Origin of the sequence: Thermobifida halotolerans, assembly GCF_003574835.2 — a bacterium.
Classification (GTDB): Bacteria; Actinomycetota; Actinomycetes; order Streptosporangiales; family Streptosporangiaceae; genus Thermobifida; species Thermobifida halotolerans.
Genome location: NZ_CP063196.1, coordinates 133,412 through 148,124 on the forward strand (window position 1 = coordinate 133,412; position 14,713 = coordinate 148,124).

General features: G+C 70.4%; 10 protein-coding genes. 3 read left to right on the forward strand and 7 right to left on the reverse strand.

The genetic code is table 11. The annotated features are described in order from the left end of the window. Positions 1-14 precede the first annotated feature (14 nt). Positions 15-2,075, reverse strand: a complete 2,061-nt coding sequence (locus NI17_RS00610) for a DEAD/DEAH box helicase (RefSeq protein ID WP_211329460.1) — start codon at positions 2,073-2,075, stop codon at positions 15-17. 208 nt (positions 2,076-2,283) lie between these two features. On the opposite strand from NI17_RS00610, the gene NI17_RS00615 reads away from it, so the two are divergent. Both NI17_RS00615 and NI17_RS00620 read left to right on the forward strand, forming a co-directional pair. Further along, on the forward strand, positions 2,284-3,006 hold the full coding sequence (locus NI17_RS00615) for a hypothetical protein (protein WP_068687718.1): 723 nt from the start codon (positions 2,284-2,286) through the stop codon (positions 3,004-3,006). A gap of 511 nt (positions 3,007-3,517) precedes the next feature. Next, positions 3,518-5,794, forward strand: a complete 2,277-nt coding sequence (locus NI17_RS00620) for a GmrSD restriction endonuclease domain-containing protein (RefSeq protein WP_068687719.1) — start codon at positions 3,518-3,520, stop codon at positions 5,792-5,794. A gap of 46 nt (positions 5,795-5,840) precedes the next feature. Here the strand turns inward: NI17_RS00620 and NI17_RS00625 are convergent, their stop codons facing one another. Beyond that, a complete protein-coding gene (locus NI17_RS00625) occupies positions 5,841-7,925 on the reverse strand; it encodes a UvrD-helicase domain-containing protein (RefSeq protein WP_068687720.1) in 2,085 nt (694 codons plus the stop codon). 347 nt (positions 7,926-8,272) lie between these two features. Here NI17_RS00625 and NI17_RS00630 point away from each other — a divergent pair, with 347 nt between their 5' ends. Next, a complete protein-coding gene (locus tag NI17_RS00630; protein WP_068687721.1) occupies positions 8,273-9,328 on the forward strand; it encodes a restriction endonuclease in 1,056 nt (351 codons plus the stop codon). 26 nt (positions 9,329-9,354) lie between these two features. Here NI17_RS00630 and NI17_RS00635 read toward each other — a convergent pair whose 3' ends face one another. The 5 genes from NI17_RS00635 to NI17_RS00655 form a co-directional block, all read right to left on the reverse strand. Further along, positions 9,355-9,819 (reverse strand): hypothetical protein, encoded by a 465-nt coding sequence (locus tag NI17_RS00635; RefSeq protein WP_068687722.1) that lies wholly within the window; start codon positions 9,817-9,819, stop codon positions 9,355-9,357. Between the two features lie 1,123 nt (positions 9,820-10,942). Further along, complete coding sequence (locus NI17_RS00640) at positions 10,943-11,533, reverse strand: protoglobin domain-containing protein (protein ID WP_068687723.1); 591 nt, start codon at positions 11,531-11,533, stop codon at positions 10,943-10,945. A gap of 134 nt (positions 11,534-11,667) precedes the next feature. Continuing rightward, positions 11,668-12,306 (reverse strand): metalloregulator ArsR/SmtB family transcription factor, encoded by a 639-nt coding sequence (locus NI17_RS00645; protein ID WP_068687724.1) that lies wholly within the window; start codon positions 12,304-12,306, stop codon positions 11,668-11,670. Next, positions 12,299-13,129 carry an MBL fold metallo-hydrolase gene (locus tag NI17_RS00650; RefSeq protein WP_243597578.1) on the reverse strand — a complete coding sequence of 277 codons (831 nt, stop codon included), beginning with the start codon at positions 13,127-13,129 and terminating at the stop codon, positions 12,299-12,301. The genes NI17_RS00645 and NI17_RS00650 overlap by 8 nt, the downstream gene beginning before the upstream one ends. 102 nt (positions 13,130-13,231) lie before the next feature. Next, positions 13,232-14,557 (reverse strand): vWA domain-containing protein, encoded by a 1,326-nt coding sequence (locus NI17_RS00655; RefSeq protein WP_068687726.1) that lies wholly within the window; start codon positions 14,555-14,557, stop codon positions 13,232-13,234. Between the last annotated feature and the right edge of the window lie 156 nt (positions 14,558-14,713).

A 14,713-nucleotide genomic window follows, 5' to 3' on the forward strand; every position in this document is an offset into this window, starting at 1 on the left:
TCGCGGCGTGGGCTTCAGAGCCTGGCACGATCCGACCCACCTCGCTGCCACCGAAGCTCTTGGCCAATCGGGCCGCGGCCTGCGACGGTGTGAGTCCGGAGCGGTGGAGGCGGCGCAGTTCGTCCGTCCAAGCGACGGCCGCGTTGTAAGGAGCGTCGCCTCCCGTTCTGCGGGGTTCGAAGGCAGCGGCGTGTTCGGTGTCGCTGTACCAGAGATACCCGAGGATCTCGCCGGACCGGGCCACCCGCACGTACCGGACCGGACCTTCCGCTGTGGAGACAAAGCCTTCCAACTTGCCCACCAGCGTGAACGGAAGATCGTCGGTGATTCGACGGTTGTTGTCTCTTTTTCTCTCCATCGGTAACCCCGGTCTTCTCAGGATGTCGAGCGGGTCGAGTTGGTCGAGACCACTTCTCCTGCGGGAGGCGGTCGCGGTACTGGGGCAGCAACTGGGGGGAGCCGTCGTCGCCGACCGTCACCCACGACTCGGGGAGACGGCCCCCAGCGAGCGGATCCTCGGGCCACGGAAGGTCGTCGCTGACATACAGATAGCCGGTGGTGACCTCGTTCTCCCCGGCCTCGTCCTGCTGCTGGTTGCTGCTGTAGACCGCCGGACCGGCACTGCCCACGGACCGGTTCACCGCCAGGTACTCCTGGCCGCACTCGCGGCAGAACGCCAGCGGCAGCAGCACCTTGTCGCGCTCGCCGGGCTTGCTCACCTGGTACTTGCCGGTGATGTGCCGCTCACCGGGCGGCTCCAGGCTCACATACACCGTGTCGCCCTTGGACAGGAACTGGTGCAGCCGGAACGCGAACAGCGGACGCCTGGTCTCGGGATGGCGGGCCCGCGAACCCTGCCGCAGCAGTTCGGCGATGGCCTCCTCGCAGCGCTTCTCGGCCACCCCGGTGAGTTCGCTGAGCCGCTGGGCAGCGGCGGGCAGCGTGGTGGGACGGCGGCGCACCAGACGGGCGGGCGCGTCGGCCCGCTCCGACTCCTCCACGGTCAGGCCGAAGGTCGACTCCACCCAGCTCGCCAGCGGATCGGCGGCCAGCTCCGCGCGGTCGCGCTGCGGGCCGCCCGCCAGCGCCGCGTCGATGCCGCGCACCAGCTCCCCGGGGGAGGGGTCGAGGTCGGCGGTGGCGCGGCGCAGCGTCTCGCCGATGACCCGCTCCGGTTTGACACGCGTGCCGAACAGCCGCGTCGCCACGTCGGCCACGGCGTGCTGCGCTTCGGTGAACGTGGCCGCCGACGCCATCGTCGCCGACGTACCGATGCACTGCAGGCTCTGGGAGGCGCAGGCGTCGCGCAGCCGCCGCACCAGCAGCGCCACGTCGGCGCCCTGGCGGCCCCGGTAGGTGTGCAGCTCGTCCAGGACCAGGAAACGCAGCCCCTGCGCCGCGCCGATCAACCGCTGGCGCTCGTGCGGGCGGGTCAGCATGTACTCCAGCATCACGTAGTTGGTGAGCAGGATGTGCGGCGGATGGGCGAAGACCTGCTCGCGCTGCTCCTGGTTCTCCTGGCCGGTGTAGCTGGCGAACCGGATCCGGTGGTCCCGGCGGGACAGGCCCCAGCGCAGGTATTTGGTCAGCTCGTGGTGCTGGCTGTTGGCCAGGGCGTTCATCGGGTAGGCGACGATCGCCCGGATGCTGCCGCCGCGCGGCTCGACCGGCTCGCGCAGCACCGCGTCCACAATCGGCAGGATGTAGGAGAGGCTCTTACCGGAACCGGTGCCGGTGGTCAGCACGTAGCTGTCGCCGGTGCGCGCCGCGTCCAGTGCCTCGCGCTGGTGGCGGTGCAGGGTGAGCGGGGCGTCGCCGGGATCGTCCTCGTCCTTCTTGTGCCGGAAGAAACGCTCGCACTCGGGGCGCAGCACCCCCTCGGCCACCAGGTCGGCGACACCGCCGCCGGGCTCGAAGTCGGGATTGAGGGACAGCCACGGATCGGGCCAGCGGAGCTTCTGCTCCTTTTCCTGATTCAGATAGTCGGCGATCTTTGGATCACGGACCTGAACCAGCGAACTCGTGTACTCGCTGTAGTGCCTGACCAATTCACCGTGAACGGAGAAGACGTCCATACCACCCAGATCCCGTGGTGTCTCGCGGCAACCCACCGTGGCGCCGCACGATGTTCGAACGTCATGGGTAGCACAGGGGAACGACAAAAGGGAATTTACGAACAGGCGTTCGAGAAATTGCCGGGTGGTGGAAAACCCCACGGAGATGTCGTATTCGACTGCTACGGTTCCGCACACGCCTGGAATCCGGCCGTAGGGAGCGAACCCCGTGCTCAGGGACAAGGAAGCGCTTGAGGAGTTCAAGGAGCTCAAGAAACGGCTGAATGTCGAATTCGCCGCCCTCGACCAGCGGCTCACCGAGGTCTCCCAGCGCATCGGGGAGCACGCGGCGCGCATCGAAGGAGACCTGGACGACTTCCGGTACCCGAGGATCAAACGGTGCGTCGACGACCTCTGCGCGACTGTCGACCACCTCGACGAGGCCCCGCTGCGCGTCTACGCGGCCCTGGCGCGGGTCGCCAAGGACGTGCTGCTCGACGACTGGGGAACTGACTTCTGGGCCGTTCCCGGCAAGGTCGGCTACACGCCCAGCGGAGAGATTCCCCGGTGGGCGGCGGAGGAGGAGCAGGGCGACCTCTTCGCCGACGACGAACTCCCCGAACCGGCCGATTCCGGAACGGAGGAGGACGCGGACCGGGAGGAGACCGCTGCGGAACTCCTCGACCGGATCGACCGCTGCGCCCTCCATCTCCGGGCGCTGTTCGCGAGCTTCGCCGAGGTCTGGACCGCGGTGCGCTCGGCGGCGGAGATCGGCGACGACTCCGCGCTCACCTTCGAACTCGCCAAACTCGGGAGACTCCCCGAAGAACTGCGGTCGGCCTTCGAGGCGTGGACCGACGACGTCGACCGGCTCTACGAGGTGTCGCCCGAAACCCTCGGTCACATCAGAGCCGTCGTGCGACCCACACCCGGCCAACTGGAGATCTTCTGACCAGTCCCGGCGCGCGTGTCCCCGTCATCGACCGCCGTCCGATAACGGGACCCCGTGCGGCCCATCGAATCCCCGCACCCTTTTCCAGACAGAACTCCGGGCACGAGTCCCGATTCCCCAATCGAGGTGTGATGGTCGGATTCCGTGGCGGATACGGTTCCGCCACCACTCCCCACGAAGCCGAGGTATTCCACCCCAACTCCCGGAAACGGGCCACCACGGGTTGCCAGTGGTCGGTCGAGCCGCCCCGGCGCCGAGTCCGGACACGGCCCACCCACCCGCACCCTCCACAACACCCCCGCGCCCCTGGGGTACCGGCTCGGGGTGGCCGGTGTCCTCGTAACTCATCCGCCTGTGGGGCGCGCCTGGACTCGGCGCCGGGGCGGCTCGACCAGTCGCTGCCAGCCGGTGGTGGCCCGCCCCGGACGGCCGGGGTGGAATACCTCGGGTTCTCCGTGAAGAACCCGCACCCACCGCAGAACCGGACACGCAAACCCCGAAAGAGGACACGATGACCAAACTCTCCACCATCCTCGACCACATCGACAGCGGAGCGATGCTGCTGCCCGAGTTCCAACGCGGCTACGTGTGGAACCGCGACCAGGTCCGGGGCCTCATGGGCTCCCTCTACCGGGGGTACCCGGTCGGTTCGCTGCTGGTGTGGGAGACCGAGGTGGACCCCGAGTCGGTCCGGGGCGCCAGCGACGTCGTCGGCACCCGGGCGCTGCTGCTCGACGGGCAGCAGCGCATCACCTCGCTGTACGGGGTCATGCGCGGGCGTCCGCCCGCCTTCTTCGAGGGCGACGCCAGCGCCTTCACCGGCCTGTACTTCAACGTCGAGACCGAGGAGTTCAAGTTCTACATGCCCACCCAGATGCGCGGCGACTCGCGCTGGGTGGACGTGTCCCGATTGTTCACCGAAGGGCTGCGCTCCGCACTCCAGACCTTCGACCCCAGCGACCCCGGCATCGACATGATCGTGGTGATGGAGCGGCTCACCAAGCTGCACGCCATCCAGGAGCGCGACTTCCACGAGGAGAAGATCACCGGCAGGGAGAAAACCGTCGACGTCGTCGTCGACATCTTCAACCGGGTCAACTCCGGCGGCACCAAACTGTCCAAGGGCGACCTCGCGCTCGCCAACATCTGCGCCGAGTGGCCGGGGGCGCGCTCCACCATGCGCGAACACCTCGCCCGCTGGGAGGCGGCCGGGTACTCCTTCAGCCTCGACTGGCTGCTGCGCTGCGTCACCGCGGTCGCCACCGGGCGCGCCCTCTTCTCCTCCCTGGAGGAGATCAGCCCGCAGCAGTTCCGCGACGCGCTGGACGCCGCCGTCAGCTATGTCGGCAAGTTCCTCGACACCGTCTCCGGGCGGCTGGGCCTCGACCACGACCGGGTACTCATGGGCCGCTACGCCATCCCCGCCGTGTGCCGCCTGCTGCACCTCAACGGCGGCGACTTCGACGACGCCGGGCACCGCGACCGCGTCCTCTACTGGTACGTCCACGCGGCCCTGTGGGGACGGCACTCCGGCTCCACCGAGACGATGCTCGCCCAGGACTACGCGGCCGTGCAGGACGACGGCGTGGACGGGCTCATCCGGGTGCTGGAGAAGTGGCGGGGCGGCGCCCTCACCGTGCGGCCGGTCGACTTCGCCGGCTCCACCATGGGCTCCCGCTTCTACCCGATGCTGTACCTGCTCACCAGGGTCGGGCAGGCCCGCGACTTCGGTTCCGGGCTGCCGCTGCGCAAGGAGATGCTGGGCCGCCTCACCAGCCTCCAGGTGCACCACATCTTCCCCAAGGCCCTGGTCAAGCAGCACTACAACCGCCGTCAGGTCAACGCGGTCGCCAACTTCTGCTTCCTCACCCAGGACACCAACCTGAAGATCGGCAGGCGCGACCCGCGCGAGTACTTCGCCGAGGTCGAGCAGAAACACCCGGGCGCGCTGGCCTCCCAGTGGATCCCGCTCGACCCCGCACTGCGCGAGGTGGAACGCTACGAGGACTTCCTCAACGAACGCACCCGGCTGCTCGCCGACGCCGCCAACCGGTTCCTCGACGAACTCCGCGAGGGACGCCCCGAGACCGCGGAGAGCGTCGCGCTGGAACGGGTTGCCGTGGTCGAGGAGGAGGACACCGAACACGACGCCCGCACCGCCCAGCTCGACGCCCTCATCGGGGAGCTGACCGCGCTCGGCTGCGCCGCGCCGCAACGCGACGTCGAGATCGCCGACCCCTCCGACGGGCGCCCCCTGGCGGTCGCCGAGGCGTACTGGCCGGACGGGCTGCAGACCGGGCAGGACGACCCGGTGGTCCTGGAACTCGACCCCGAAGAAGCCGACGAGGCCGCACTGGAAGGGCTCGGCTACCGCGTCTTCACCTCCGCCGACGCGCTGCTGGAGTATGCGCGGCGGCGCAACGCCAAGGCCGCTGGGGAGGAGGAACCGGCGCCGTCCGCCGAACCGGAGACCACCGGCGGCAGGGTGGACCCGGAGATCCTCGCCGCGTTCGACGAGGCCCTCAACTCCGTGTGCGACCGGACCTGGGCGGAGACCGGCTACCGGCCCACCTACTTCCGGAAGATGCTCAACGAGCGCGGTGCCCTGGCCACCGCCAAACTGCTGCTGTCCAAGCCGACCATCTCCGACGGCTTCGTCAGGCTGTGGGAACTGGGACGGCTCGACCTGACCGCCGAGGCGGTCGTGCTCAGCAACCCGGCCTACGCGAAGCTGTTCACCCCCGACGAACTGGAGGCCGCCCGCGCCCGTGTCGGCGACTACCTGTAGCGGAGAACGCGGGGCGGGCCGGGGCTTCGGCCCGCCCCACACACTGCTACGGCAGGAACGGGCTCGGCTCGCCGCTGTGCGACACGTACAGCGCGTCGCGCGCCCGGGTGCACGACACGAACAGCAGGTTGCGTTCCCGCTGCAGGTCGTGGCCGTGCGCGACGGGGTCCTCGGCGCGGTCGGTGACCTGCTCCGCGTACGGCACGACGTCGGCGTCCACGCCGACGACCGCCACGCACCGAAACTCCAGGCCCTTCATCCCGTGCATGGTGCCCACCCGCACCCCCGTGCCCTGTGCCAGGGGACCGTTGCCGATGCCCGCCGCCGTCAGACGCGCGGCCGTCTCCTCGGCGAGGGACCGGGTGCGCGCGGCGACCCCGACCGAGTCGGCCTCCACGCCCTGGTCGAGCCACTCCTCGACCTGGGCGACCAGCGCGTCGAGTTCGGCGGCGCGGTCGGTGAAGCCCCGCACCACCGGTCGGTGCCCGTGCAGCGGGGAGGAGTAGGTGTCGAGGCTGTCGGCCAGGTCGTCCAGTCCGGTCACCGGGGCCGCCCCGAGGACCCGCACCGCCCACGACAGGATCTCCTGGGTGCTGCGGTAGCTGACGGTCAACCGGCGGCTGCGGCCCCGCACGTTGATGCCGAGCGCGCTCAGCGACACCCGGTGGTCGTAGATGCGCTGGTGCGGGTCGCCCGCGAGGAACAGGTCGTCAGGACCCTCGGCGACCAGCGCCCGCACCAGCCGCCACTTCGCCGGGTGCAGGTCCTGCGCCTCGTCCACCACCACGTGCTCGTACAGCCGCCGCCCGGTGCGCTCCAGGATGTCGGCGGCCTCCGCGGCGATCTGCGTGAACGTCCACCGGTTGGTCTCGGCCATCCGCTCGGTGGCGGCCAGCACCGCGCGCCACACCCGGCGCCGCTGGTCGGGGCCGAGCCTGCCGCCCCGACCGCGCCGCCGCGCCTCCAGGTAGTCGCGCTCGGTGCGTAGGTTCTGTGCAAGGATCACCTGCTCCCACTCGGTGAGCAGGAACGCGCCGGGAAACCCGCTGCCCGCGCCCGCCTCATCCCACAGCGGCTCCAACTCCGAGACGCGGCACGGATCGGGCCGCACCCCGCGGTCCTCGGCCACCACCTGGTAGGCGACCTTGTCGAGGTTGCGCACGTCCACCCGCTCCCGCTGGGCGGGGTCGGTGACCAGCAGCTCCAGTTGCGCGCGCAGCGCCGCGTCCAGGGTCTTGGTGAACGTGGTCAGCAGGATCGGCTGCCCCGAGTCGTAGTGGGCCGCCAGGTGCGCGACGCGGTGCAGCGCCGTCACCGTCTTGCCGGTGCCCGCGCCTCCGGTGACCATCGCCGGGCCGGTGTAGTCGCGGTAGGCGATCCGGCGCTGCTGCGGGTGCAGGAACACCCGCCACAGGTCGAACGGGGCGTCCAGCAGGTCACGCAGGCTGTCGGGCCCCTCCACGAACACCGCCCGGTCGGGGGAGCGGCGGATCGCCGCGGTGAGGTCGTCGGGGTCGACCTCCTCGGGCGCGGCCTCCTCGACCAGGTCCCGGCTGAGCTGCTCCCACGCCTCCTCCACGGTCATCCCCGAGGCCAGCGCCACCAGGGCGTTGTGCTGGGCCGGAGGCAGTAGGGTCTCCAGCGCGTCCAGGTGGGCCTCGTCGGTCAGCAGCCGCACGATCGACAGGACCTGCTCGTCGACGCCCAACTGCAGCAGGTGCTTGTCGGGCACGTGGTCGAACAGGCGAGTCTCGGTGCTCTCAGCGACCGAGGCGAGCACGCCGCTCATCGTCTCCAGGCCCGCCTCGTCGCGGACCTCCAGCACGCCCAGCGCCTGGTTGACGGAGAAGCGCTTGTTGCGGATGTAGGCGTAGGCGTCGTCGTGCGGCAGCACCGTCACCAGCAGGTAGGTGCCGCCCTGTTCGGGGGCCAGCACCACGCCCCGGTAGTCCTTGGTGATCCGCAGCGTGCGCACCCGGGGGTCGCGGGCGTCGGCGATCTTCTCCAGGTGCCCCCCGTTGCGGTGGTTGTCCGCGAACTTGTCGAGCGCACCGTCCACGGCCTTCTGTACGCGCCTGTCCAGCTTCGCGTAGCGCTGCAGGAAGTCCTTGTCGATGGCGAGCTGCGGCATGGCGGGGGATCTCTCCAGTCGTCAGGGGCGGGCGAAAGCGCTGCCTTCGGGGCGAAGGGTGCGGAACGCGTTTTCTACCTTACGAGCGCAGCGGCCGGGGCGGCGCGAAACCGGGCGATTCGCGAAGACGAAGAGCTTGTGGACGTGGCAGGACGGAGCCGGAAGGCCACCCGTGCGCTCACGCTCCATTCGGAGGAAACGTGGGAGTTCGGAGGAACTCTTCTCTAGAGTGTGCGAGGAACATCCCCCCGAAAGCCGACATCCTTTGCCCCGGTGGGCGAAACGGTCACCTGTGGTGTGTGTCGGACGCGTCGGGGGACGACCCTCGGACGAAAGGACGGCGACCGGTGCGGGTCTGGCTGGTGCGGGGCGGACGGAACGGAGAACGCGAGGAGTGGGCGCTGGAGCACGGGCGCGCCGTCGTGGGCTTCCACGAGGTGGGAGACCTCAGCGCGACGCACAGCCGCGACGACGTCTTCACCGAGGTACGCCGGTACCTGCCCAACGACGGAGAGAACCGGGTCAGGAACTTCGCCGCGCAACTGTGGGCGTTCCGCGGCCGCATCGCGGTCGGCGACCTCGTGGTGATGCCGCTGAAGACCAGGGGCACGATCGCGATCGGCCGGGTCACCGGCGACTACACCTACCAGGCCGACGCGGAGCCGGGCGTCCGCCACACGCGTCCGGTGAAGTGGGGCGCCGACGACATCCCCCGTTCGGCGATCAAACAGGACCTGCTCTACTCGCTCGGCGCGTTCATGACCGTCTGCCAGATCAAACGCAACGACGCGGAGCACCGCTTCGAGCGCCTGGTCGCGACGGGGACGGACCCCGGTGCCCGTTCCGGGGTCGTGAAGGCCGCGACGTCCAACGGCAACGGTGACGAGGACGGAACCAGCGACGTCGACACGGTCACCTTCGACATCGAGCAGCAGGCCACCGACCGCTTGCGCTCCCACATCATCGAGACCTTCGCCGGGCACGAGATGCAACGCCTGGTCGCAGCGGTCCTCACGGCGGAGGGGTTCCGCTGCACCACGCTGCCCCTGGGGCCTGACGGCGGAGTCGACGTGCTCGCGGGCACGGGGCCTCTCGGACTGGACTCGCCCAGGATCGTCGTCCAGGTGAAGACCGAGACAGCGGCTGTAGGCGCCCCCGTGCTGCAGCAGTTGATCGGCGCGACCCAGCACCTCCAGGCCGACCAGGGACTGCTCGTGGCCTGGGGCGGCGTGACGAAGCAGGCCACGCAGATGCTGATGGGCAACCAGTACTTCAGGATCCGCGTCTGGAAGGACACCGACCTGCTGGACGCGATCTTTCGCACCTACGACCGCCTGCCCGAGGAGATCCGCAAGGACCTGCCGCTCAAGCGGGTGTGGACCCTGGTGGAGGAGACGGGCTGACGGTCGCCGTGGAGGGAGCGGTCCGGTCAGCAGTCCTGTGGTGAACCGCTTCTCCGCCACTCGCGTGCGGCGGAGACCAGGGAACTGACCAGGTCGTCGAGAGAGGACTCGCGAGCGAAGGCGGTCAGGCACGGGCAGGTGGCCAGGGTGCCCCGTACCGCACACGCGTGGATTCCCAGCAGGCGCAGTCCACGCGCCACGGTCCGCAGTTCCCGCGCCGCCAGTGCGTGCTCCCCGTTCAGGGGGAACAACTGGTGTGAGATGTCGAGCCTGCGGAGCCGTTCCCGGATGAGCGCGCGCAGGCCCCGGTTCTCCTTGACGGACGGGGACAGACCGCCGCGCACCCCTCCCGAATCGAGTTCACCGATGGCCGTGGCCGCGTCGGGTTCTGGGTTCTCGCAGACCTCCGCCAGAGCGTTCAGCAGTATGCAGTCGGGGCGGCCTCGACGGGAACGGATACTCCGGCGCAGGTCGGGCGGGACTACACCCATGATCCCCGCGTCGAACTCTGGCCGCAGTTCATCCCCCCAGGCCGCTGCGGTGCGGAACGCCGCCGCCTGGGGTGGGGGCGAGGGGGCCGCGCCGTTCAACCGGTGTACGGGGACCGTGAGCCCGCTGCGGTGGCGGAGGAGTGCTCTTTGGCGGGGCCTTCCCGACCGGAGGGAACGGCGCAGTGCTCGATGGGCCAACGCTTGCGGAGTGTGGTCGTTGCAGGGGGGATTGTTGCGCTTCCGACGGCACGGTGTCCCGCCGAGTGTCTGTCCACCGCAGAATCTCGCCATGGACCCAACAATGCGACTTGTGTTCTTCTTCTGCTGATACCCGGGAAAGCCACTTCTTTCTTCCCGTGGGGATCGCATGCTGCTGCGGAGCCCACGGACGGCTTCTGGATTTTCTGTTCTCCCTGTTCAGGTGGCCGCCAGTGGCGTTCTCGGGGAGTGTGTCCGCGATTTCGGCGTCCGGCGGGAAGGAAATACGTGGCTTTCGGGCGGCTGGAAAAGCTGAATCTGTCCGGCGGTTTACGGAAACAGTTATGGAGTTCTGTATTGTCGGTGATGCTTCCGCCGGAGTCCGGCCTTTGGTTCCAGGGGCGATCTCGGCGGGTGAGAAGTGATCCCGGGACAAGATCACGGCCGGACATCGGTGGCTCGGGCCCGCCAGTCGCTCGCGCAACTCCTCCATCGGCGCCGACCGGACATGGTCTGACTGGCCGAGGTTTGAGTGTCGGGTTCGTGGCGGATGCGGTTCCGCCGCGCCCCGGCGAGGCCGAGGCATTCCACAGAACCCCTCAGAAGCGGGACACCACCGGCTGCCGGTGGCCGGTCGAGGCGCCCCGGGCGCCGAGTCCGGACACGGCCCCACCCACCCGCGCCTTCCACAACGGCCCCGCACCCCTGGGGTACCGGCCCGGGGTGACCGGTGTTCTTCCGGCTGATCCGCCCGTGGGGCGCGCCCGGACTCGGCGCCCGGGGCGCCTCGACCAGGCACGGCCAGCCCGTGGGGCCCGCCCCGGACGGCCGACGCGGAATACCTCACCCCTCCCCGGGGTCTCCACAAAATCCCCGCGCCCACCGCAGAACCGAACACTCACACCTCAGTGAGCGCCGACCGCGGTCACCAGTCGCCGTCGCGGACGTACGGGCGCGACCACAGTGCCACCTGCAGCGTCACCGCCTTGAACCACGCCTGGTACATCGCCTCCACCTGTTCGGCGCTGTGCCCCTTCCTTGCCAGGAAGGGCCGGACGGTGGCGGTGATCGGGTAGATGAAGGCGATGACGTGGCGCAGCGGGATGTTGTCCACCGAGTCCACACCGTCGGCGGTGTTCTTCTTCTCGTGGGTGTGGCGCAGGGCGATCTCTTCCTGGTAGTCCAGCCAGGACCGGTCGTAGGGGCGGCGGCAGGTGTCGAGGATCCACCGGCCGAACCGCTGCCGCGCCCGGTCCAGGTAGGCCTGGATCGGCTGCCCGTCGGGAGTGGAGAAGTAGGCCAGCAGGTGGGGATGGTCGGCCACGAAGCCATACCACACGTCGAGCACGTCCTCGACCTGGTCTTCGAGCACGTCCCCGGCCAGCCGCAGCGCCTCCGCGTCGTCGCGGGTGAACATCACGGTGGCCTTGAGCCGGTCCAGTTCCTCCAGCCCGACCGGCGACCGGGGCAGTTCGGCACTGCCGTACGCGTAGCCGGGAACCATCGTCTTCTGCATCCCTCCACCTCTCCACACGTCGGAGACCCCTGAGATCCCCAACGTACGGATCCCGGAGGCGACCGGAAGGAAGACACTTACCGCATTGCCGAACACCCCGTCTTCACTGGTCAGAAGATTAAGGTGGGCGCCGGTCAGGTCCGCCTCCACCGGGTGAAGCCGCCGTCCAGCGTGCGTGCCCGGCGGCCGTGGTCGCGCAGGACCCGGACGGCCGTGGGCGAGAGCACGCAGTAGGGCCCCTGGCAGTAGGCGACGATCTCCACATCCTCGGGCAGTTCGGCCAGCCGCTCACGCAGCTCCTCCATCGGCACCGACACCGCGCCCGGCACGTGGTCGGCGGCGTACTCGTCGGGTGCGCGCACGTCCAGGACCAGCAGGTCCGGGTCGTCGAGGCGCTCGCGCAACTCCGAGGCCCGCATAGGGCGCAGCTCGGCCGGGTCGCCCAGATGCTCGGCCACCGCGTCGCGCAGGTCCGCGAGCCGCTCCTCCGCGAATTCCTGGAAGCAGCCGAGGAAGCGCGACACCCCCGGGTCGGCCAGCCGGTAGCGGACCCGGCTGCCCTCCCGGCGGCCCGCCACCAAGTGGACCTCGCGCAGCCGCTGCAGTTGCGCGGAGGTGTTCTTCAGCGGAACCCCCGCCGCCTCGGCGAGTTCCTCGACGGTGTGCTCCCGCTGGTCGAGCAGGTCGAGCAGGCGCAGCCGCACCGGACTGGACAGGGCCTTGCCGAGCCGGGCGAGCTGCGCGTAGATCGGCTCCTCGGTGAACTCACCCATCGAGGTCCACCTCGCCGCGCAGGAACTGGACGTACCTGTCGGCGGACGACTCCAGGACCCGTCGGGCGTCGCGGCGCAGCACCGGCTGCCACCAGCCTCCGTAGACGCGGTCGAATCGGTAGGGGCGCAGCGCGTCGACAATGCCGCGCACCCCGCGTTCGGGCAGCGGCAGCCGGTTCGGCGCGCTCCACATGAAGGTGAGGCGGTCCTCGCCGGGGGTCACCATGATCGTGTCGCCGACCAGCAGGACCCCGGCCCCGTCGGCGCCGTCGGCCCAGTGCAGCGCCGTGCTGCCGGGGAAGTGCCCGCCGCACTGCACGAGCGTCACGCCGGGCAGCACCGGCAGCGTGCCCGACCAGGTGCGCACGGCCGCCGACGGCCGGTTGAGCCAGTGCGCGTCGGCTTCGGGCAGCAGGATCTCGGCGTCGAACGCCTCGCTCCAGTCGACGATCGCCCCGTACATGTGGGGGTGGCTGGCGGTGACGGCGCGCAGCCCGCCCGCGTCCCGCACCGCCTGGACGGCCCGGTCGTCGAGGAAGGCGGGCGGGTCCCACAGCAGGTTGCCCTCCGGGGTGCGCACCAGCAGGCCGCGCTGGTTGACGCCGATGTCCTGGCGCACCCCGATGCCGAGCAGGCCGGGCTCCACCTCGCGGACCTCGGTGGTGTAGCCGTCCGCGGCGAGACCGGCCAGGGTCGCCCACCGCTGGCCGGTCGGCGGGACCCACTGGCGTTCGTCCTCGCAGAGGCGGCAGGCGGCGGGCGGCTCCTCGGCGGCGGGGTAGTGGCCTCCGCAGGTCAGGCAGATCCACGGCGAGTGGTCCACGACAATCTCCCCCATGATTCTGTAGTGCTAAAGATTTTTAGAATATGAAGGGATGGTGGCACTTCCGTGCTCCGGACGCAAGAGGCCCGGGGCACGGGACGGTCAGCGCCGCGGGCCGCCGTCCGGGGCGTCCGGCGGCGTCCGCCGGTCCGTGCCCCGCGGCGGCTGCGGCGGAGGACTCTGCGGCCTGCCGCGCTTGCGGCTGGCCTGGTACTGGTTGGCGTAGATGTTCTTGGCGGTGCGGTTCACGTCGTCGACACCGGCCTGCGCCGCCAGCGAGTCGAGGTCCGCGATCTGGGCGCGCAGCTCCCCCGACGGGTCCAGGGGCAGGGAACCGGTGAGCGAACCGCTGGCCTCGGACAGGATGCCGGTGGCGGCCGCGCGGTCGCCCCGGCGCATCGCCTCGGCGGCCCGCCGCTTGGCGGTCTGCGCCTCCTGGTAGGCCAGTTCGGTGCGCACCGTCGGGTCGGGCACCCGGCCCGCGGCGTCGTCGCCGGGCACCACGTTCACCGACACCGGCAGCGACACCGTGTACGTGGTCAGCGACGCCGGATCCACGTAGGTGACCTCCAACTCCGCGACCTGCGCGGGGCCGAGCACCGCCACCCCGGGAACGTCGACGCGCAGCAGCAGCTTCCGCTGCTCCCCGGAGTAGAAGTCGCCGAGCTCCACCATGACCGTCCCGTCGGACAGGCGGGTCGACGGCAGTTCACCGACGACGGCGACCGCCCGCGCCGCCCCGGCGGGCCTGGCCCGCAGCGACGCCGCCTGCACGGTCTTGGCGAGCAGGTTCTCCACCTCGTCCGCGATGAGCGCGCCCGCGGTGTCGGGGTCCTCGGCGAACAGCGCACTGCCGGTCCCGCCGTCGGAGATCGCGCCCAGCAGCTCCTCGTCGTAGCCCAAGCCGTAGCCGAGCGTGGTGGTCGCCACCCCGTGGCCGTAGGCCGACCGGGCGATGCCGGCGAGCCGCTGGTGGTCGGTGACGCCCTGGTTGGCGTGCCCGTCGGAGATCAGCAGCAGCGTGGCGCCCCGGTCCGCGGAGGCCCGACGCGCCTCCTGGATGCCGCGCAGCAGCCCGCTGGACAGGTCGGTCAACCCGCCCGGCCGCAGGCCGCGGATGCGCTCCCGCACTGCGGCCTTGTCGGTCAGCGGGGCGGCGGCGACCTCCACCCGCGCCGCGCTGTCGAAGGAGACCAGCCCGAAGTTGTCGGTCGGGTCGAGCCGGTCCACCAGGTCCAGCAGCGCGCGCATCGCCCCCTCCAGGCGCTCCCCGGCCATGGAGCCGCTGCGGTCCAGCACGACCTGAAGGGTCGCGGGCGGGCGCTGCTCACCCGGCCGCTCCGGTGCGGTGATGTCGAGCAGGACGTGCACCGTGTCGGCGGAGTCCACCGGGACGGCGTCGAAATCCAACAGGGCCGAGACGTGCATGGGCTCCTCCGGACGGGGCGGTGAAAACGGCGTGCGCCATGTGGGATCCACCTCCCGGGGGAGGTGGATGGGGGATGGCCGGTGTCGGCCACGGGGAGGCGGTGGGGACGGAGCACCGGGATGCGGGTTCTCCGGTGCCATTTCCCCAAAAAGGAT

Excerpts from the sequence above, each read along its gene's own strand:
- NI17_RS00610 (WP_211329460.1), bottom strand. The coding sequence starts at position 2,075 with ATGGACGTCTTCTCCGTTCACGGTGAATTGGTCAGGCACTACAGCGAG.
- NI17_RS00620 (WP_068687719.1), top strand. The coding sequence starts at position 3,518 with ATGACCAAACTCTCCACCATCCTCGACCACATCGACAGCGGAGCGATG.
- NI17_RS00625 (WP_068687720.1), bottom strand. The coding sequence starts at position 7,925 with ATGCCGCAGCTCGCCATCGACAAGGACTTCCTGCAGCGCTACGCGAAG.
- NI17_RS00635 (WP_068687722.1), bottom strand. The coding sequence starts at position 9,819 with ATGGGTGTAGTCCCGCCCGACCTGCGCCGGAGTATCCGTTCCCGTCGA.
- NI17_RS00640 (WP_068687723.1), bottom strand. The coding sequence starts at position 11,533 with ATGCAGAAGACGATGGTTCCCGGCTACGCGTACGGCAGTGCCGAACTG.
- NI17_RS00645 (WP_068687724.1), bottom strand. The coding sequence starts at position 12,306 with ATGGGTGAGTTCACCGAGGAGCCGATCTACGCGCAGCTCGCCCGGCTC.
- NI17_RS00655 (WP_068687726.1), bottom strand. The coding sequence starts at position 14,557 with ATGCACGTCTCGGCCCTGTTGGATTTCGACGCCGTCCCGGTGGACTCC.